General features: G+C 55.9%; 16 protein-coding genes. 7 read left to right on the forward strand and 9 right to left on the reverse strand.

Going from position 1 to position 21,037, the window contains the following annotated elements; translation table 11 throughout:
* The first annotated feature begins 167 nt into the window (after positions 1-167).
* The 4 genes from RR51_RS18875 to RR51_RS18890 all read left to right on the forward strand — a co-directional run bounded on the left by RR51_RS18875 (position 168) and on the right by RR51_RS18890 (position 4,330).
* Entirely contained in the window at positions 168-1,136 is a 969-nt protein-coding gene (locus tag RR51_RS18875; RefSeq protein ID WP_010951447.1) for a LysR family transcriptional regulator, read from the forward strand.
* 210 nt (positions 1,137-1,346) lie between these two features.
* A complete protein-coding gene (locus tag RR51_RS18880) occupies positions 1,347-2,654 on the forward strand; it encodes an OprO/OprP family phosphate-selective porin (protein WP_009395904.1) in 1,308 nt (435 codons plus the stop codon).
* 298 nt (positions 2,655-2,952) lie between these two features.
* Positions 2,953-3,978 carry a hypothetical protein gene (locus tag RR51_RS18885; protein ID WP_010951450.1) on the forward strand — a complete coding sequence of 342 codons (1,026 nt, stop codon included), beginning with the start codon at positions 2,953-2,955 and terminating at the stop codon, positions 3,976-3,978.
* A 127-nt stretch (positions 3,979-4,105) separates the two neighbouring features.
* The gene (locus RR51_RS18890) at positions 4,106-4,330 is read left to right on the forward strand and encodes a hypothetical protein (protein WP_010951451.1); all 225 of its coding nucleotides are present in this window, start codon (positions 4,106-4,108) and stop codon (positions 4,328-4,330) included.
* Positions 4,331-4,422: 92 nt separating this feature from the next.
* On the opposite strand, the gene RR51_RS18895 is transcribed toward RR51_RS18890, so the two are convergent.
* The 6 genes from RR51_RS18895 to RR51_RS18920 form a co-directional block, all read right to left on the reverse strand.
* Positions 4,423-6,420, reverse strand: coding sequence for a heavy metal translocating P-type ATPase (locus RR51_RS18895; protein ID WP_010951452.1), 1,998 nt, complete (start codon positions 6,418-6,420; stop codon positions 4,423-4,425).
* A 202-nt stretch (positions 6,421-6,622) separates the two neighbouring features.
* Positions 6,623-6,946, reverse strand: a complete 324-nt coding sequence (locus RR51_RS18900) for a DUF2790 domain-containing protein (protein WP_003253432.1) — start codon at positions 6,944-6,946, stop codon at positions 6,623-6,625.
* Between the two features lie 184 nt (positions 6,947-7,130).
* Positions 7,131-8,552, reverse strand: a complete 1,422-nt coding sequence (gene ltrA, locus RR51_RS18905; RefSeq protein ID WP_010952877.1) for a group II intron reverse transcriptase/maturase — start codon at positions 8,550-8,552, stop codon at positions 7,131-7,133.
* A 476-nt stretch (positions 8,553-9,028) separates the two neighbouring features.
* On the reverse strand, positions 9,029-12,190 hold the full coding sequence (locus tag RR51_RS18910; protein WP_010951454.1) for a CusA/CzcA family heavy metal efflux RND transporter: 3,162 nt from the start codon (positions 12,188-12,190) through the stop codon (positions 9,029-9,031).
* A gap of 24 nt (positions 12,191-12,214) precedes the next feature.
* The gene (locus RR51_RS18915; RefSeq protein ID WP_010951455.1) at positions 12,215-13,465 is read right to left on the reverse strand and encodes an efflux RND transporter periplasmic adaptor subunit; all 1,251 of its coding nucleotides are present in this window, start codon (positions 13,463-13,465) and stop codon (positions 12,215-12,217) included.
* 68 nt (positions 13,466-13,533) lie between these two features.
* Positions 13,534-14,805: a TolC family protein gene (locus RR51_RS18920; RefSeq protein WP_010951456.1), complete on the reverse strand. Its 1,272-nt coding sequence runs from the start codon at positions 14,803-14,805 to the stop codon at positions 13,534-13,536.
* A gap of 404 nt (positions 14,806-15,209) precedes the next feature.
* Between RR51_RS18920 and RR51_RS18925 the strand changes: the two genes are divergently transcribed.
* From RR51_RS18925 to RR51_RS18935, 3 genes are all read left to right on the forward strand, one after another.
* Entirely contained in the window at positions 15,210-16,553 is a 1,344-nt protein-coding gene (locus tag RR51_RS18925; RefSeq protein ID WP_003253422.1) for an OprD family porin, read from the forward strand.
* Between the two features lie 489 nt (positions 16,554-17,042).
* Entirely contained in the window at positions 17,043-17,717 is a 675-nt protein-coding gene (locus tag RR51_RS18930) for a heavy metal response regulator transcription factor (RefSeq protein WP_003253420.1), read from the forward strand.
* Positions 17,718-17,834: 117 nt separating this feature from the next.
* Positions 17,835-18,158, forward strand: a complete 324-nt coding sequence (locus RR51_RS18935) for a hypothetical protein (RefSeq protein ID WP_010951457.1) — start codon at positions 17,835-17,837, stop codon at positions 18,156-18,158.
* A 101-nt stretch (positions 18,159-18,259) separates the two neighbouring features.
* Here RR51_RS18935 and RR51_RS18940 read toward each other — a convergent pair whose 3' ends face one another.
* The 3 genes from RR51_RS18940 to RR51_RS18945 form a co-directional block, all read right to left on the reverse strand.
* Complete coding sequence (locus tag RR51_RS18940; RefSeq protein WP_012269855.1) at positions 18,260-18,787, reverse strand: hypothetical protein; 528 nt, start codon at positions 18,785-18,787, stop codon at positions 18,260-18,262.
* A gap of 189 nt (positions 18,788-18,976) precedes the next feature.
* The gene (locus RR51_RS29505) at positions 18,977-20,404 is read right to left on the reverse strand and encodes a hypothetical protein (RefSeq protein WP_196997244.1); all 1,428 of its coding nucleotides are present in this window, start codon (positions 20,402-20,404) and stop codon (positions 18,977-18,979) included.
* A 51-nt stretch (positions 20,405-20,455) separates the two neighbouring features.
* A partial coding sequence (locus tag RR51_RS18945) for a hypothetical protein (protein ID WP_236693279.1) occupies positions 20,456-21,037 on the reverse strand: 582 nt, incomplete at its 5' end.

Here is a 21,037-nt window from a genome sequence, read left to right on the forward strand (position 1 = left end):
GGCGCACTAGGCTAGCACGCTACAATATCAGAGGGATTGCCTGAAAATTACGCTTTCGAAATAAAAGCCTTCCGATAACGCATGCATGACCCGTGGATTACAATGTTGACAAGATAAGGAAACACCGGGTGGCATTGAGATAGATTCCCCGAATTAAGGGGGACCTAATGGTTACACAAAATGAAACATATACAAGCACCGTTGTTCCTTACAGCCCTGACATATTGGATGATTTGCCAATTGATGATCAGCTGGCCGTAGAGTTTTTCGCAACAGCACGTTGTGCCAGTTTCAAACAGGCTGCCCGAGGGCTCAATGTGCCAGTGGTAGGCCTGCGGAAACGCTTGGAGAAACTGGAAGAGCACATTGGTGCTCCCGTGTTTGTCTACAAACACAACAAGCTTGCCCTGACCCGCACAGGCGAGAGGGTCAGCCATTACCTGTGCCAGCTCTTCGGCCCAGACGGCCTTGGCAAGTCCGGTGAAAAGGAAGTCCCCAGGCTTACCATCGCGATCACAGAGCCAGTGCTGAACGACATCGTAAACCGCGATCTAGTCGCCTACGTGCGTGATCATGCCGAAATGCAGCTGGAAATCCATTCAGAATGCACAACGCAGATGCTTTCTGAGTGTGAAGTCGATGTGGGTATCGCTTTGGTGAGCCCAGATGATAAAGGCGCGCTTGATCGCCATCCTACGTATAGGTTTGAACGGCTTGGCCGGATTGGGCACGCCCTGTTCATTTCCAGCCGCTATTCAAGAAGCGTCACCCTTCCAGTGGAGAGCTTGGATTTGCACAACTTCATGCTCGTTGTCCCTTGGGATGAAGAGATCTTGGCGGGCTCACGAAAGTGGGCATCGATAATGGCTGAGCATCAGGGCGGTACCACTCGGGTAAAGAGCTACAACCTATCACGAGGCCTTGTCGTTGGCGGTGCGTGTATTGGAGTGCTGCCCGACTACAGCCGAAAACTGGAGAGAAATATCCTACCCGTGCCGGGTTTCCTGGACGACCTGGAGGAGAAAGATGTCTATCTTGTTATCAAAACGAAGCTTGTCCGCAATCCGCAGGTTTTGGAAATTCGAAGATTGATCAAGAAGAGCTTCTTTGATAAGAAGGACTGGCTTGTTCGGTAACAGTTTTGTTAGGTTTGAAACTCCTCCGTTAACACTACAGAAACACAACTGTCATATTCGCTTGCAACCTAGTCAGAGTGCTTAGAACAAAGGCATCTTGTTACAGCAGGTGACAACCGTGGCCTGCTCCCATCTGCAAGATAAATTTAGGCCGGCGCAGGGCGAAATATAACGTCGGTAGCTAAGCACTTAACATACGAGAGGCAAGCAATGATCCGTTCTTCGAACATGCGGGAAAAGCTGTTGGCTGCCGCAATAATAGGCACATTTTCCTCGCAAGCATTCTCCGGAACAGTAACCACTGACGGAGCTGACATCGTTCTGAAGACCAAGGGCGGTCTTGAAGTATCGACTTCTGACAAGGAATTCAGTTTCAAACTGGGCGGCCGAGTTCAGGCCGACTACGGCCGTTTCGATGGTGTCTTCACCAAGAATGGCGATACCGCTGACGCAGGCTACTTCCGTCGCGCCTACCTTGAGCTCGGTGGCGTGCTGTACCGCGACTGGAAGTATCAGCTCAACTACGACCTTTCCCGCAACACGGGCAACGACTCCGACGGCTACTTCGACGAAGCCAGCCTGACCTACACGGGTTTCAAGCCGGTGCAACTGCGCTTTGGCCGTTTCTACACCGACTTCGGTCTTGAGAAAGCCACCAGTTCGAAGTGGACCACCGCCATGGAGCGGAACCTCTCGTACGACCTGGCGGACTGGATCAACGACAACGCCGGCATGGGTGTTCAAGCCACCAGCACCATCGCTGACATGGCTTATGTTTCCGGTAGCGTTTTCAGCGAAACCAATAACAACTCGGATGGCGACAGCACCAAGCGCTACAACGTACGTGGCGTGTTCGCACCGCTGCACAGTGATGGCAACGTCCTGCACGTCGGTGCTCAGTACGCTTACCGCGACCTCAAAAACAGTGCGGTCGATACCCGGATTCGTTCGCGTCTGGGCGTCCGCGGTGTAGATACCAATGGCGGCGGCGATGCCGGCACCAACGGCAACCGCATGCTGTTTGGCGGTGCTGCTGCACAAGATGGCCTGTGGAAGGACGACTCGGTCTGGGGTCTCGAAGGTGCCTGGGCCACCGGCCCGTTCTCGGTTCAAGCGGAATACCTTCGCCGCAAGCTGAAAGCTGACCAGGCCAACAACGACATGAAGGCCTCCGGTTACTACGCCCAGATGGCTTACACCCTGACCGGCGAGCCGCGTATCTACAAGCTCGATGGTGCCAAGTTCGACACTATCAAACCAGAGAACAAGGAACTGGGGGCCTGGGAAGTCTTCTACCGCTTTGACGATATCAAGGTCGAAGACGGCAACCTGGTCACCGCGGCGGACCAATCGAACGAGCGCAAGGCCAAGAGCCACACGGTGGGTGTGAACTGGTACGTCAACGAGGCGGTGAAAGTCAGTGCCAACTACATCAACGTGCGCACCGACAACAACGAGAACACCGTGGGCGACGACAGCGGCAATGCCATCGTGACCCGCCTGCAATACGTCTTCTGATCCCTCTCATCAGTCTGACGTGAGAAAGCCGGAAGCGCTCAACGTGCTTCCGGCTTTCCTGTTTCTGGAGGTGATCAAGCATGGAGCGCCCTCCTCCTACCTGCTTTCGCTTACCGATGACCGCTCTTGCCAAAGCTCGGCGAATCTGATGTGATTGCCGCGTCGGGCTTTGCATGGTGGCCGTGCAAGCAAATCAAACCTGACTCCTATTCATGATTGAACCTGATTCGACGTCCAGCTTCGCGTCTAACGGCCCTACAAGCGCAGCTACCCCAACGTCGCTCATTAGGGGATAGTCATGCCTGCAAAAAAGCTGCTTCAACCTCTCGCTGCTCAGCTGCACGCCTCGTTCTCGGCTTCTGGCCGCCCGTACTCTCATCTGCACCTCCACCAGCTGTTCCACGCGGCCATCGGCTCCGTTGCACCGCAAGTTGCCATCCAAGACAAGCTGCCAATTCAGGTCTGTCGTGACAACGAGACACGGCAGTACAACCTCTACGCGGCGGTCGAGCGGGCGAAAACGTGCTTAGGATTGACCGATCTTCAAGCAGTCGGTGTGGCTGAAGAAGTCATTGAGGTGCTACGAACTGCGGGAATCGGCGTGAACCAGGTTCGCCTGCTCCTTGACCCCTCCTTCAGCTCGAAGACTCGCAAAAAGGCCTTCAAGGCTCTCTGCAAGAACCTGGATCTGAACGAGCTAGGCGATCGCTTCGTCCCCAAGACTGCCACGTTGGCCATCGCTGCTGGTATTGCGCCGCCTCCCAAAATGTCGTGGAAGGATCGCTTCGCCCTGGCTGCAAATTCCCCCATGCGGGGGCCAAGCGAGCTCATCAGCATGGTCAACCGGGATGAGTGTTATCTGTGGGTATTCCCACCGACTGACCATCATGCGACGGCTCCAGCGACGCATGACCGTTTCTTTGGTGAAAAGACCCACCCGAGCGCAGAAATGGGCATGGGGTTCAGCATCATCGATTCCGGCTGGACCCGCCCCAAGTACCCGCTATCCAGGCAGTCACAAGAGACCTTCATCCAGTATTCGCTTTCTGCGCCTATGTGGTCCTGGCGCGCACAAAGTGACACCTGGCGCCTGGGAAACATCCTGCGTTCAAGAATCCTTGACGGGGCTCCTTGGCATAACGAGCCTCTGAGTGACGTGCTTCCGAGCGGCCTTAAATCCCTGCCCCGGATCTATGGGTGCGAAACCTGCCGAACGCTGTTCATTGAGAATCACAGCGACTACCCGGATGTACCCACTCAGTGCCAATGCGGTGAGGCGAGCAGCACGGGTGACCAAAACGAGTCATCTGCTCTCAATAGCTGATTTTCCTTACGGTGGCGGGCTGAGCCCCCCGTTAGGGATTGGCTATGGGAGCGGGATTCGCTCACCCCAAACCTGAAGGCGCCGCCACCTAACCGAGCGATATGAGCTGAATGCTCGCGGAGTAGATATGCAAAAGAGTAAAAACAAACAGGACACCCTGGCGGCGATCAATGCGCTTGTCGAGATTGCGTATGATCAGGGATTTGCGGACGGACACGGAGTCGGCAATCAAGTCGGTTTCGTAGCCGGTGTCATGAGCCTCAAAGCTGCATTGGCCTGCGGCTTACGGCATGGCTCACCTGAGTGCGGAAAGGCCCTTGAAAGCCTCAAGCGCATCGGGATCGACGAGTGAGAGAAAAGTACGGGTCGTGCGCTGATCGCGCACGACCCGTACTTCTACTTCAGGTCATTTCCCTGCTTAGCTTCATGATTGAAGCTCAGGGATCAGGTGCTTCTGCGGTAGGCCAACAGGCGCAAGGCGTTGAAGACGACCAACAGTGTGGAGCCCTCATGGATCGCAACAGCGGCACCAATGCTCAAGCCCATGATGGTGGACGGAACCAGGATGGCCACAATCCCCAAGCTGACGAACAGATTCTGGTGGATGATCGATCGCGTGTGACGGCTCAGCCCCACCGCAAATGGGAGTTGCCTGATGTCGTCAGCCATAAGCGCGATATCAGCCGTTTCCAGGGCAACATCAGATCCAGCAGCCCCCATTGCGATACCAACGCTCGAACTGGCCATGGCAGGGGCATCATTGACGCCGTCACCCACCATGGCCACCTTGGCGCTAAGGCGCAGGTTTTTGATGGCCTTGACCTTGTCTTCCGGCATCAGGTCTCCCCACGCTTCATCTAAGCCAACTTGTTTGGCTACAGCCTCTGCAACGCGGTTGTGGTCTCCAGAAATCATGACCATGCGTTCGATGCCCATCTCTCTAAGCTTCTGGAGTGCCTCTTTGGCCCCCTCCCGGGGTGTGTCCAATAGCCCGATAGCGCCCAGATCCTTGTCAGCACGCCGTACCACCATGGTGGTACGGCCTGACTGACGTAGACGCTCCGCAGCCTCCAGGGCTGCCTTGCTGAGTGCGGGAATACCATTGGTACCGAACATCTCGACCTTGCCAATCCAGACGAACTGCCCATCAAGCTCAGCACGCACGCCGCGGCCAATCATGTTGCTCATGTTCTTGGCTTGGAATCGGCGCCGTGTGCCAATCATCTCTTCACCGTCACGCACAATTGCCGCAGCCAGCGGATGGTCGCTCATCGACTCCACAGCGATGGCGACGTTTAGCAGATCCTCGATCTGCGTGCCGCCTATGGGTATTACATCGGTGATACGTGGGCGCCCTTCGGTCAGGGTACCGGTCTTGTCGAATGCCATGGCATTCAATGATCCAAGCTCTTCAAGTGGCGCACCGCCCTTGATCAGCACGCCACCTCGGGCTGCCCTGGCGATGCCAGAGAGAATGGCGCTTGGTGTAGCGATCGCGAGCGCGCAGGGGCTGGCTGCAACCAGTACGGCCATCGCCCGGTAGAACGAGTCACGGAACGGCTCGTCAAGGAAAATGCCGGCAAATAGCAGCCCGACTACCAGCAGTAAAACCAACGGGACGAATATGCGTTGGAAGCGGTCCGTGAATCGCTGGGTCGGTGACTTCCTGACTTCGGCTTCACTGACCATCTTGATGACCCGCGCCAAGGTACTCTCCGTAGAGCGCCGTGTTACCTCAACCTCGATGAGCGTTTCGCCATTGATGGTACCGGCGAAGACTTTCGAGGCTGCATCCACTGCATCTGGCTTGCTGCGTGCGAGTTCGGCATCAGGAACAGGTTGCTTGTCCACGGGGACGCTCTCACCGGTTACTGGCGCCTGGTTGATACTTGAGGAGCCTACGACTACAAAACCATCGGCCGGCAGGCGGTCATTGGGGCGCACGATGACAACGTCACCGGGAACCAGCAGCTCCACGGGCATCTCCACCGTGCCATTTGCTCTGCGTACGATCGCGGTGGCTGGTGCGAGCTTGGACAGTGCCTCAATCGCTTTCTTGGCCCGCCCCATCGCGTAGCTTTCAAGGGAATGCCCCAGACTGAACAGGAACAGCAGCAGAGCCCCCTCCGCCCAGGCGCCGATGCTCGCGGCACCGACTGCGGCGAGAAGCATCAGCGAGTCGATCTCGAAGCGTTTCTGACGGATGTTGGTAACCGCTTCCTTAGTGGTGAACCATCCACCGAACACGTAGGCCGACACGTACAGAATCAGAGGCAGACGATCAATCAGGCCAAGTTTTCCTGCGAGAGCTCCGGCACCCAGGAGAGCACCACAGATCAGCGCGAAAATCAGCTCTGTGTTCATTCCAAAAATGCCGCCATGCTCATGGCTATGACCTTCATGCCCGGCTTGGTCATCAGGGCGTTCAAGCAAACTCTTCATAACTCGTCCCTTCTGGGGTCAAGGCTTCCAATTGCCCTCTGCAGTTGGGGAGCCGTCTCTGTTGGTTGGCTAAGATCTATTGCACGGTTTGCCCGAGCCCAGGCGTTAACATTTCGAAGCTATGGGGTATCGGGCGTAATAAAAAATGCCAGGCACTGCCTGGCATTTATGAATTCTCTAATTGTTCTGTTCAAATCGTTTACTACTTGTTGTTGATGCATTGCGAATACATCGAGTAACGAACAGTCTTGAGCGTGCCCTGGGAGTCCTCGAAGGTCATCAACCGTGGATAGACCTGGCAGGTACGGGGGTCCTGCGACTGACGTACGAATTTCGCAACGTCTATCTTCATGCCATATTTGTAATCCTGAATCTCTGGCATTGGCTTGCCATTTTTCTCCGCGTACTTGGCCACTGCGGTCTGGTGTTCCTTGGTGTATTGAAGCTGCTTGCTCTCGGAGAAAGTGTTGGCCTGCGAAGCCACCGAGAAAACAACAAGTGCAGCAGCGATAATTAGCTTTTTCATAAAACCCTCTCAATTTCAAAACTTCTCGGGCGTAACCTTAGCAATGCATAGGCATCACCGGCATGACGAGAAACTTACAATTTTGAAAGGTAAGTGCATCTACTTCACTTTAAATCGAGTAGGAGGCGGATTCACACCCGCCGTCCTCTCACACCACCGTGCGTACGGTTCCGTACACGGCGGTTCAGGTTACGCGGCTAAGCCGGTTAATCGTATCCAGTATCGAGACCAGCCCGAGCCGGTCCCACAGTTTCTTTGGCAGCGCGTAGTTCATATGTTGCGCTCCCGAATTCCACCATGGACCTCGGCCATTGAAGGCTGACTTGTTGGCACGCTCCTCGCTCAACCCTAGGCGCATCAAGTTTCTCAGCCTCGTGGGAGGCTGCTTCCATTGACGCCAGATGACGCAGCGGAGTTTGTGCCTGACCCAACCATCCAGTTCCTCAAGCGGCCGCTTGCTCTGGCTGAGCTTGAAGTAGCTAGCCCAGCCTCTCAGGACGGGGTTGATCCGCTCGATGACAGTCGCCATTTTGCGAGCCCGTACGCTGCGCAGCAGCATTCTGAGCCGGTCGCGTAAGCGGTCTAGGCTCATCCTTGCCACGCGCAGCCTTGGCTGCTGGTGCCAGCTCATCCCATAGCCTAGGTAGTCGCACTTCCACGCCCTTGCCACTTGGCTTTTCTTCCTGTTCACCGTCAGCTTCAGACGTTCTCTCAGGAAGCGCTCGACGCTGACCAACACCCGTTCGCCGGCCCGGGGACTGCGTACATAGATGTTCGCATCATCGGCATAACGTACGAAGCGATGGCCCCGCCGCTCCAGCTCGCGGTCGAGTTCGTCGAGCAGGATATTCGACAGCAACGGCGAAAGCGGGCCGCCTTGCGGCGTCCCCTCCTGCCGTGGGCTGACGACACCGCCCGACATGATCCCGGCTTCAAGGTAGCGGCGAATAAGCCTGAGTACGCACTTGTCTTTGATCCGACGTTCGATGCAGGCCATGAGGATGTCGTGATTGACCCGATCGAAAAACTTCTCCAGATCGAGTTCCACGCACCAGCGGTGTCCCGCTGTCACATGAGCACGAGCCATCTCGATGGCTTGATGCGTACTTCTGCCCGGACGAAAACCATAGCTGTAGTCCGAGAACAGTGGGTCGAAGATAGGTGTGAGCTGCTGCTGCAGTGCTTGCTGGATCAGGCGATCCACGACGCTGGGGATACCCAGTTGCCGTGTGCCGCCCTGCGGCTTGGGAATTTCAACCGCTCGCACTGCTTGGGGATGGTATTCACCGGCCAGCAACCTGGCCTTGAGGGTTGGCCAATACTGTTTCACGTAGCCCGCCAAGTCAGCGACCGTCATGCCATCGGCACCCGGAGCCCCCTTGTTGCTAACCACGCGTTGATACGCACGCCTGAGGTTGGCCGGTGCAAGCACCCGCTCCATCAGCGTGTCCGGCTCCGCGTTCGTCCACGTCGCTGACGCCGCCGGCACCTTTGCACTGTCAGGCATCACCCTCGGCTTCTGGCCGGGATTCGGGATGACAGTTTCCGCTGTGGGAAATTTCTGCATTACGGTTACCAACGAGACGGCGACGCCTACTGGCGGCATAACCTGTTCGGCCCTTGGTGGCGCGGTTAACCGCCACTTACTACGGCTTCGGCTGACTTCTGCACGCTCATCCCGTCGCCTTTCGACGCGCGGTAGCACAGTGGCAAGCGTACAGATCTCCCAGGGTAATTCGCGCGACCTTCCTGCTTATGCCTGTCGGATCTACGTCACAGCGTTCCGTGCAAGTATTGGGCTTTGGCGATTTGTGCCACCTCACCCCGCTGTGCCGCCTCTATCCGCTTCCTGTTCGTCAGGCCAGCATTTTGCCTCGGGCTTCCTTCAGATTCGCGGTCACCCGCGACACCCTTGCCTCCGGCTAGCACTTCCCCTTGCCGGGTGTGTAGAGGACTTTCACCTCCAAGTCACCCACTTGGCCACCACAACCAAGCGGGTTGCGCTTACGCGCAACGCGCCATGCCTGGCGCACACAAAAAAGCCCACAACACGTGTTGTGGGCTTCTCTTTAGCGGAGGCTGTTAGCTAACCACTTCGGCCTCGTCGCCGTCTTCATCCTTGCGGTGTGCCCAGTGATACAGGGCAGGCAGTACCAGCAAGGTCAGTGCGGTGGAGGACAGGATCCCGCCAATCACCACCGTCGCCAATGGCCGCTGAACTTCGGCACCGGTGCCGGTGGCCAAAGCCATCGGGATGAAGCCCAGGGACGCTACCAAGGCTGTCATCAGAACAGGTCGCAGACGGGTCAATGCACCTTCATCGACTGCCTGTCTGAGCGTTCGTCCCTCCTCCCTTAGCCCGCGGATGAAGGCAATCATCACCAGGCCGTTCAGTACTGCAACGCCGGACAGTGCAATGAAGCCGACACCTGCCGAGATCGACAGTGGGATGTCCCGCAGCCACAACGCCACAACACCACCGGTGAGTGCGAATGGAATACCGGTGAAGACCAGCATGCCGTCCTTCAGGTTGTTGAACATCAGGAACAACAAGGTCATGACCAGCAGCAAGGCGACTGGAACAACGATCTGCAGGCGTTTGGCAGCCGACTGCAGCTGCTCGAACTGGCCCCCCCAAGTCGTCCAGTAGCCCGCAGGGATTTGCACCTTCTTGTCCAGCGATGCGGTCGCCTCCTCAACGAAGGACCCCAGATCGCGGCCTCGAACGTTGGCGCTGACGATAACCAGACGTTTGCCGTTCTCGCGGCTGATTTGGTTCGGGCCCAGTTGCAGGTCCAGATTGGCGACCTGGGACAGCGGGATGAAGCCGATCTGATTGGCACCCTGTGCCGCATTGGCAGGTACCGGGATCAGCAAGCTGGACATACCCGCTACGTCGGTGCGAACGGTCTCTGGTAGGCGTACTACCATGTCGAACCGACGGTCGCCCTCATACAGCGTGCCGGCCTGACGGCCACCCACGGCGATAGCGATCGAGTTCTGAACATCCGCGATGTTCAGGCCGTAGCGTGCTGCTTTTTCGCGGTCAATGTTGATGGTCAGCACCGGCAGGCCGGATGTCTGCTCAACTTTCACTTCCGATGAGCCCGGGACCGCTTTGAGCGCTGCCGCGATCTTGTTGGCGGTGTTGTTGAGCACGTCCATGTCATCGCCGAAGACTTTCACAGCGACGTCACTACGCACGCCCGAAATCAGCTCGTTGAAACGCAGTTGGATTGGCTGCGACAACTCGTAGTTGCTTCCTGGAACACCCGCTGCGGCCTTCTGCACTTCAGCAATCAGCTCATCACGAGGCTTCTTCGGGTTAGGCCACTGATCCTGAGGCTTGAGCATGATGTAGGCGTCAGAGGCGTTCGGCGGCATCGGGTCAGATGCAATTTCTGCGGTACCCGAGCGTGCGAACATCCGCTCAACTTCAGGCACCTGCGCAATCACCGCTTTCTCCAGACGCTGCTGCATCTCGACAGATTGAGTGAGGCTCGTTCCAGGCACACGCATGGCCTGCATCGCAAAGTCACCCTCACTGAGGCTTGGGATGAACTCGCTACCCATACGACTTGCCAGCAAACCACTGAGCACGACCAAGGCTACTGCGGCCGAGAAAGCGATGTTCCGATGTCCCAGCACCCATTGCAGAACCGGTTCATAGCGCAGTCGAGCTGTGCGCATGACCACGCCTTCCTCTTCCTTCACCTTGCCAGTGACGAACATGGCAATAGCTGCAGGAACAAAGGTAACGGACAGGACCATTGCACCCAGCAGCGCCATCACAACGGTGAAGGCCATCGGGTGGAACATTTTGCCTTCGACGCCGGTGAGGGCGAAGATCGGCAGGTACACCACCATGATGATCAGCTGACCGAAGATCAGCGGCCGGCGAGCTTCTCGCGCCGCGGCAAAGACCTCGTGGAAGCGTTCGGTTTTGGTGAGCATGCGGCCATGCTTATGTTGCGCATGAGCCAGTCGACGGATCGCGTTTTCTACAATAACCACGGCACCGTCGACGATGATGCCGAAGTCGAGTGCCCCCAAACTCATTAAGTTGGCACTGACCTTGTTGTTGAACATGCCTGTGAAGGTGAACAGCATGGACAGCGGAATCACCATCGCGGTGATCAGAGCCGCACGGATGTTGCCGAGGAACAGGAACAGAATGGCGATAACCAGGATCGCGCCTTCCACCAGGTTCTTCTTCACCGTCGCGATGGCTTTTTCAACCAGGTTGGTACGGTCGTAAACAGTCACAGCCACCACGCCCTTTGGCAGGGTGCGGTTGATGTCCGCCAATTTGGCGGCGACAGCTTGAGATACGGTGCGGCTGTTTTCACCAATCAGCATGAACACGGTACCGAGCACGACTTCGCGGCCGTTCTCAGTAGCAGCACCTGTACGGAGCTCTTTACCGATGCTGACGTCAGCAACGCTGCTGATGCGAATCGGTGCACCATCCACACTGGTGATCACGATGTTGGCGATGTCTTCGATATTGCCTACCTGACCCGGTGCACGGATGAGCAACTGTTCACCATTACGCTCGATGTAGCCGGCACCGACGTTGGCGTTGTTACTTTCCAACGCTGCGACCAGGTCATTGAGTGTCAGCTTGTAGGTAGCCAGGCGCTTTGGATCCGGCGCAACCAGGAACTGCTTGGCATAACCGCCGATGGTATTGATCTCGGCCACACCCGGGACGTTACGCAGCTGAGGCTTGATGATCCAGTCCTGGATCACGCGCAGGTCGGTCGGGGTGTACGGCGTACCGTCCTCTTTGACCGCGCCATCTTCGGCTTCAACAGTCCACAGGAAGATCTCGCCGAGGCCGGTAGATACCGGACCCATGACGGCCTCTACACCTTCTGGCAGCTGTTCCTTCGCAACCTGCAGCCGCTCGTTGATCAACTGGCGGGCAAAGAAGATGTCAGTGCCATCCTTGAAGATCACGGTGACCTGAGACAGGCCAGAGCGAGACAGGGAACGGGTCTGCTGAAGGCCCGGGAGACCGGCCATGGCCGTTTCAACTGGAAACGTGATCCGTTGTTCGGTTTCCAAGGGCGAGTAACCAGGCGCTGCAGTGTTGATCTGCACCTGGACGTTGGTGATATCGGGTACCGCATCGATGGGCAGCTTTTGATAGCTGTAGATACCGATACCCGCCATGATCAGAACGGCGATCATTACTACGATGCGCTGCTCGATGGCGAATCTGATGATACGTTCAAACATGAGAAATCATCCTGTCAGTTCGCATCAGTGACCGTGTTCGGCAGAAGCTTTGCCGAGCTCGGACTTGAGTGTGAAGCTGCCACTGGTTGCTACCTGGGCGCCGGCTTCAATACCGTCGATGATTTCCACGTACCCATTGTCGCGGCGACCCAGTTTTACCGGGCGGGTGTCAAAGCCATCTGGGGTGCGTACGAATACCGAAGGTTTGTCTTCAACGGTCTGCACAGCGTGCTCAGGGACCGCTACGGCAACTCGATCGGTCTGGGAGGTGACCGCAATGTTTACGAACAGGCCTGGACGCCAGGCGCCGTTGGGGTTGGTCAAGGTGACGCGGACAGTAGCTGCACGGTTTTGCTCGCCCAGCAGGCTGCCGACATAACCCACCTTCCCTTCGACCTCGACGTTCATGTCAGGCGAAGAGACTTTCACTGCACGGCCAGTCGTGACCTTGCCCAGATCTGTCGGCGGAACTGCGAAGGTCGCCCAGACCTGATTCAGGTCGGAAAGGATGAAGGCGTTGGTCGCCTCGCTGACGACTTCGCCGACGGTCAGGTGTTTCTCCACTACCACGGCGTCGAAGGGAGCGCGGAGCTCGTAACGATTACCGCCAACGGAGTTAACCGAGGCACCGATTGCGCCGACCTTCTGCTTGGCGTTGGCCAAGGAGATCTCCGCTTCTTGCAGCGCTTGGCGTGCTTGGAGGTAGTCTTGCTCTGCAGAGATCTTGTCCTGCCACAGTTGCTTCTCACGTTCGAAGGTCACACGCGCCAGTTCGACGCGACGCTGTGCGGCCTGTTGTTCGCTGCGCAGGTCAGAGATCTGCTGGCTGGCGATTACCGCGAGGACTTGCCCTTTCTTGACCGTCTCGCCCAGGTTGGCCTGGACAGCCTCAACAACGCCAGGAACACGAGGAACCACGTGGGCAGTACGATCTTCGTCGAAGCGAATTTCGCCAGGGAAGCTCACGACGGTACCGAGGTCACGAGGCGCTGCAGCTTCCAGGGCAACACCAGCGGCCTTGATCTGTTCAGCGCTGAGCGTCAGCTTGCCCTCTTCTTCACCGCCCTCTTCGCTGTGGCCTTCTTCACCATGGCCCTCATCACCTTCCTCTTTGGCGGCAGATGCGGCTTTCTTTTCGTCGCCATGGCCATCGTTAGCGCCATGCTCGGCAGTACTGGCGGCCTGCTGTCCGGAACTGTTGTTCCAGGCAAGGCTGCCAAATCCGAGGGCTGCCACAGCGGCTACCGCGAGGGCGATCTTGCGTTTGTTATCCATTGCTACTCCTGCTGATCGTAGGCACCGGCTTGTTCAAGGCTGTGTGCCGAAGAAAATGTTTGGCCCGTTCAGCGAGTGCCGGCGGTTGAGCCGACTTCGCCATAAACCCTTTCCACCTGCGCACGCGCATTGGTCGCCGCTGCCAACGATTCGAGGTATTGGCCACGAGCGACGATCAAGGTGCGCTGGGCATCCAGCACTTCGATGAAACCGAATTTGCCCATCTCGAAGCCGCGGGTTGCGGTCTCTACGGCTTGTTGGGCTGAAGGCAGAATGGTCTTGTCGTAGGACTCGACCTCCTGCATGGCGGTGGACCATTGGTTCAACGCGGTTTGGGTTTCGGTGCGCAGGCGCAGCTCAACAGCATTGCGCTGGTCCCGGGCCTGATCTGCACGACGAGAAGCGGAAAGAATGTTGCCCTGGTTACGATCGAACAGCGGCAAAGGCATAGACAGGCCCACAGTGTTGACCCGCTCGCGCACAGAGCGGTCGTACTGGCTACCTACACTGACAGTAAGGTTCGGGATACGCTGAGCTTTCTCTGAGCCGAGCGAGGCATCGCTCTTGTCTATCTGCACCACGGCCTGACGCATTTCTGCTGTTTGGTCGAGCTTAGCCAGCAGATCTTCAGTGCGAGGTGGCAAGCCCGGGGAGAGGGTTGGCGATTCGAGTCGATCAAACACGGTGACTGAGCTCCCGGTAATTTGAGCGAGCTGTTGGTAAGCGGTCGCTTTTTCCGTTTCTGCACGTCGAACTTGCAGCTGGGCTTCGGCCAGTTGCACTTGAGCGCGGGTCGCCTCCACTGGGGACGACTTACCTGCGCGAACACGGCCATCGACGATGCGAAGACCGCGCTCAGTCAGTTCGAGAGATTGCTTGGCCAGGTCGAGACCTGTCTGGGCCCGCAACGCGGCGTAAAAGGCTTGGACGACATCTGCACGCAGGCCGTTAACGCGACGGTCTAACTCAAGCTGTGCGGCGGTCTGCCCGTATGTGGCGACGTCAACACGAGCCCCCCGCTTACCGCCCAGCTCAAGGGTCTGGCTGAGAGAGACAGTCGTCTGGCTGGTGTTACGACGGGTGTCTTCCACGTCATACGAGATTGTGGGGTTGGGGATAAGCCCGGCCTGCTTGCGAGCACCATCAGCGATCCCAATTTCTTGCCTGGCCGCGGCCAGGTCTGGGTTGGCATCCATGGCCGTCGAAAGCGCCTGGGGCAAGCTGATGCTTTGGGCAAGGGCTGCAGGCGCCATCAACCCAGAGATGACTGCACAGAGTGCAGCGATCTTCCAGGGCGAGACGGGGGTCTTGGGTAAGACATTGCGGTTATACCGGGGCACTTTGATGGTCCTCGTGCACAAACTTCGATAAAGCTTGGCGAGAACGCCGAAACAGCTGCCAAGCCCCACTTGATTAGGTGATGGCACTCTAATGAGCGGTAGCTATCAGAGGGGTGGCTAGAAAATTACAATTTCGTAAGAAAGCTTTGTAATGCCCGTAAATACTGGGAAACCCAACCCGACACGATGATTTCGATACAAGCAACAGAGATGGCAAACACGCGGTGCGAAGGTGCCGAATAACAGGTAGATGACGAAATTGTAATTGTCCTATCACCCTCCCGTTATCTTCGGCCTGCAAATATGAGCTCGCGCTACGCTAGGCGCGCCGCCGGGTCAGAACAACTAACGACACCCGCGCCGGTAAACATAATAAAAACTGCCGTGAATCAAAGGAGCATCGGATGAAAATCAAAGTACCACTGTATTTGGCGGCAGTTTCTGCGCTGTCTGGAAGCTATGCTATTTCGGCACAAGCTGAAGACAAGCCAGAAGGCTTCATTGAAGGCAGCAGCCTTACAGTGTTGAACCGTAACTTCTACTTCAACCGTGATAACCGCGACAGCACCGCCCCCACTTACAACAGTGGCAAGGGCAATACGAACGGCTACTCCGAAGCCTGGGCGCACGCGATCATCAGCAAATTCAACTCCGGGTTTACCCAAGGTACCGTTGGCTTTGGCGTTGATGCCTTTGCCATGATCGGCCTCAAGCTCGACACCGGTGATGGGCGCAACGGCGGCCGTAGCTCCTTCGACGTGCTGCCCGTTGATAACAAGGGTGAAGCTCGCGACGAATACACCAAGGTCGGCGGCGCAGCCAAAGTCCGCTTGTTCGATACCATCGTGAAAGTGGGTGATGTCTTCCCATCGACCCCGGTCGTCGCATCGGGTGACTCTCGCCTGCTGCCAGAGAGTTTCCGCGGTGTGACCGTTGAGAACACCAGCATCCAGGGCCTTACCCTCCAGGGTGGTCGTCTGCATGCGATGAGCCAGCCGGTCTCAAGCAACCTGAACGACAACTTCGTGACGTTCTACGGCGGCCCGGTCAACTCGCCATGGATCGGTTACGGTGGCGGTGACTACTCGATCAACGACAACTGGACTGTGAGCGTCTACGCCAGCCAGCTGAAAGACGTCTGGAATCAGTACTACGCCGGCACAAGCGTGGTTTACCCGCTGAGCGACGATCTGGCGCTGATCGGTGGCTTCAACTACTACAAAGCCGTAGATGAAGGTAAGAAGCGCCTGGGTGAATTCGACAACAACATCTGGAGTGCCAAGGTCGGTGTGCGTTACGGTGCCCACACCCTGGCCCTGTCGCATCAGCGCAACAACGGCGACGACGATTTCGACTACCTGCGTCAGTCGGACTCGATTTTCGTCGACAACTCCATCCAGTACAGCGACTTCAACTCGCCGAAAGAGCGTTCCTGGATGCTGCGCTATGACCTGAACTTCACCAGCTACGGCATTCCAGGCCTGACGTTCATGACGCGCTACGCCAGAGGCTCGGGTGCGGATTACTCGAACGCTAACCAGTTCTACATGCGCACCGACGACAACGGCAACCCGCTCGACAATCAGAAGCGTTGGGAGCGTGACGTCGAAGTCAAATACGTTGTCCAAACCGGTCCGGCAAAAGATCTGTCCTTCCGGTTGCGCCAGGCAACCACGCGTGCCACTGCTTTCGAATCGGATCTGGATGAAACTCGTGTAATCATCGAGTACCCGCTTTCGATTCTGTAATTCGCTAACTGGGCCAGTTATCCATTGGCGGGTCCTGTTAGTAAAACGAGCATTACGCATTCACCTTGAGTGGCTTAAGTGCTCCTTTGGTAAAAGGTGGATATTTGGCGCCCATTGGGCGCCTTTTTTTTGCCTAAAATTCAAGTAGGCGTTCGATTGTACGCATCGCATGCCGGTGAAGTTCATGACTACACCAATGACCAGTCTCTTCAATGTGAGCGACCTCGCCGTCATCTGAGCGGAACGAAGCCAGCACAAAGAAGAAAATAACCCAATACTTCATAAGGTCAAATCACCTGCTGGAGAGAGGGCCCGCAACTGTCAAACCCAAACCGCGACAAGATATACCGCCAGACTATCAACTGTATTACCTAGAAATTACAAATCCGTCATTTGAGCCCCGGCACGCTCATTTTGATTTACCATCCCTTTCAATAATGCCGGCGCGCGTGCGCGGTTAATTGCTCAGTGATATCGAGACAAAATCCCATGCGAATTCTGGTAATTGAGGATGAAGTAAAAACTGCGGAGTATGTGCGTCAAGGTCTGACGGAATGTGGCTATGTCGTAGATTGCGTCCACACCGGGTCAGATGGATTATTCTTGGCTAAGCAGCACGAATATGAGCTGATTATCCTGGATATAAATCTGCCAGAGATGGACGGTTGGCAGGTCCTTGAGTTGTTGCGTCGTAAAAACTGCCCTTCCCGTATCATGATGCTGACGGCGAGAAGCCGGCTGGCGGATAAGGTCCGGGGGCTGGAGAACGGAGCAGATGACTACCTGATCAAGCCATTTGAGTTCCCTGAGCTGCTGGCCCGGGTTCGCGCCTTGATGCGCAGGTCAGATCACCCTGCATCCGTAGAGGTCATTCGCGTCGCTGACCTGGAGCTTGATCAGAGCCGGCACAGGGCATTCAGGGACGGTCAGCGCATTGACCTGACCACGAAAGAATTCGCGTTACTGCATTACCTGATGCGTAATACCGGTGTGGTGCTGAGCCGCACCCAAATTATTTCGCAGGTTTGGGATATGAATTTTGACTGCGACACAAACGTTGTAGAGGTGTCGATTCGAAGACTCAGAGCCAAGATAGATGACCCTTTCGAGACCAAACTGATACATACGCTTCGGGGCGTAGGGTATGTGCTTGAAAAACGATAGTTGCCAAGCTCTCTAGTACCGAAAATCCGCTACATGCTCCCGTCGCTTGCGAACTTGAGGTTTCTGTTTACGATCCGCGGCGCTGATTCCTCACTCAACAAATGAGGTAGGCTGTACATGAGGTATAGCATTGATTATCAGCAGGTTTCGCAAGGACAATCCGATGCCAGCATTGATGCCTGTCCAGCTGACATTGTCTTCAACAGCGACCATGGCCTAGCTCTTATCCCGTGCGTTGGCGATGTTATCAACCTCCCCTCTACGGCGGTCAAAGAAGGGGTTTGCGGCATCGTTAGATCAAGGATTTTCAATTATCTCAGAGGTCCTGAAGAGCTGTACTGTCACGTCAATATTCTCGTTGAGGAGGCGGACATCAATTTCGAAAGTCTCATCTCGGAATACATGCGCAATCAGTCACGTGCTCGCTCGCCTTCTTCATAAAGTCGAAGGCGGGCCAGTCCATTAATGGTTGTGTATGGGTGAGGGTTCAGCAGAGCGAGCGCCTACTGAGCACCAGAGATGAATAGTCACAGCCTAGTGGTTTAACGCGGTACTGCTGGTGTACGCAGGGCCGGACTCATTGTTTTTTGAATGGCGCATTGCAGCACATAGAAATATAAAACCCCGGAAGCAAATACGATTGCGGACAGATAAGCAAACTCAGAGTCTAAAACCCCGGAAACCATATACAATTTAATCGTGATAGAACCCATAATAATTCCGGTACAGTACATGACGCCTGTGAACTGATTGCCCAAAAAACTCAGTATGCCGCTGAAGGCATTGTTCGCACTCAACAGCATTGCTTTCAGTATCGTCCAGCCGAGAACTGGCAGAAAAGCCTTGATCATGAAGGCGAATAACATCGACGATGCAAACAGTTTTATCGGGGTTTCTGCCCACGGCTTGATGGTGCCGTCTACTTCAACGCCGGTATACAAGATGATATTCAGAATAATCGCCATAAGGGTGCATATGCCGAGGCGTATCATTTCCCGCTTAAGCGGGGCCATCATTATCACTGCGTGAATCTTGTTTCCAAAGTATCGTTTTAGTCCTTGGATCGACATTTTTCTTCCTATGCTCTCGGGTATGACGCTGTTGTAGCGTTGTATGACGGTCATGCTTTTACCCGAAGAGAGGTGACGCTTCAACGGTCCTGAATTGCGCAGGGGATCTCATGTCCTTCCCCTGGCTGGGTAGCTTGCTGAGAAATTCTCATCTACCTGCGTGGCAACGATGCGGCCACCCCGCCGCCGTCAGAGCTCTGGAGGACTGGCTGCTGTCAGCAACTCATCGAGTGACGGAACCTTAGCGTTTGCACTGAGGACGAGTGTTCTGGATCGGAGTATGGATACATCAAAGAAAGATTCGCACTCGACTCTTCCGTTTACTTCTCTCCAGTGGGTGACTTCTGGTATCAACTCATTAGGCACCGGGTATAGTGCCATAGGGTTATGGAATACCTCCACTTCAGCAGACCACGGCTCGTAGCCATATTGCGGCCAGAGCTGACCGTAGTCGCTGGACGCTACATCCAACAGAAATGGGATACCTCGTGATGCTCCCGGAGAACGGTCGAAAAACTCACCAAACCGCAAGTATCGGTACCCGTCTAGATGAGCTCCACCTGAGATCGGCACTCGGCTGAGCTTTGGCACTGTGCAGGCATTGGTGAAAATGACCGCTGAAAGATGGGCATTTTCCATTAGCGTAAATAGGCCGTTGGGGCGCCCTGATAGCAGAGATGTCTCTTCCTCCACAGTTATCAGGTGCGTACCACGATGCGCAGATGAGTGAACTGCAAAGCCATAGAGATAGCTGATGAGCGACTCCCTGCTCCACAGCATTGAACTGGGCGCATGGAAATCGGCTAAGGCCAGAATGAGCGGCTTACCCTCCACGTGCGGTAGGGATTCGTAACGCTTGTCCAATTTGTTTTGGATGGTCCTCGCAAACCTTTCTGCAGCCGCTCCTAAGAAACGCTCATGTCGGTCAGCGGGTGGGGGGACCGGCGAGGCGCCAAAATGCTCATACCGCTCTTCCGGGTTGGCTGTCACTGCTTCAACCCAGGCCTCATCTCCCAGCCTATTCTCGATGTGAAAATCGGGTGATTCTTTAGGCTGGGTGACCAAGAGTCCCTGTTCACGAAAAATCGCTAATAGGTGGGCTTCCCAGAGGCGGGTGTGAAAATTCTCAGTCTGGCAATCGGGAACCCAATTTCTGTCTGGGGATGGCAGTGCGAGATACAGTTGATTCAGCGCCCACGCCCCAATACGGCGGCTTGGATCAAATAGTGATTTGAACACCACGCTTGGTGTGCGCTTACCCATTCTGCTTAGAGGAGCACGTCGTCGTTCACCTGAAGGGAGTGGAAGCGGATGGGCTTGGGTATAGAGAAAATGGCTGATTGAGGCGCGGGCTTCGGACTCGCCAGTGGTGCACTCACCATGGCTGAGGAGCACCCACACGCTATCGACACGACGCCGCAAGGTGACAATTCCGAAGCTGCCGGAATTGATATTTCGGGTTAGAGCGGCACAAGAAATTCCGTCCTCACTAAGCCATGCCCCTACTGGCGGGCTGTCCCCAAACCCCAACCCTCGTGGAAGCGACAAAGCGATTAGATCGAACATCGGCGCAGCAATTTCTTTCATTCGCTGATCTCGGCAGTCGTCAAAATGCATTCCATCAATGCCTCGGAGCGTGCCCGCCGGCGATGGCATCGGTGGAGGTACCTATTGAAGAAGGGGGCTTTGCTCCACCAGGACGTCTCGGTTGGTGAAGATGGTCTCAATGGTTGCAGCCTCGGCAGCCACATGAGTCTTTCGCGTGATCTCTTCAAGGGCCAGTTCGAGCCGGTAGTCTTGGAAATACTCGTACAGCTTTTCAGAGCTCTCGGATATCTCCTCCCCACCATTTTTTGCGAACAAGATGTGGATGATCGCTGCGAGTGGGAGGGAGATGTCGAGATCCTTCTCTTCTGCATCTGACTCCGAGTTCAAACCGTCGAAATACCTCTCCAGATGATTCTGGAGCTCCTCAAGCCAGAACTGAGATAGGTTGCTAGGTAGGGAGCTTTCAGGCCCGGTCAGAAGGACTTCATCTCTGAATAGAGCCAGCAGATTGGGGTTTGCCATGGAGGACCTCACGATTAGATTTGAGAGCAACTGGTCAGCATAGTCCACCTCAAGATGACCACCTCCTTGACGCCCATCCTGGTGCTCCTGAGCATCAGACGAGTGAATCGCCCCGAAACCTGTAGATACAAAATGACCGCTTCTCGCCGTTAGCTGCCTTTCTTGAAGGACAGCTTTGGG

The sequence above is a fragment of the Pseudomonas sp. C5pp genome (assembly GCF_000814065.1).
GTDB classification, from domain to species: Bacteria; Pseudomonadota; Gammaproteobacteria; order Pseudomonadales; family Pseudomonadaceae; genus Aquipseudomonas; species Aquipseudomonas asiatica.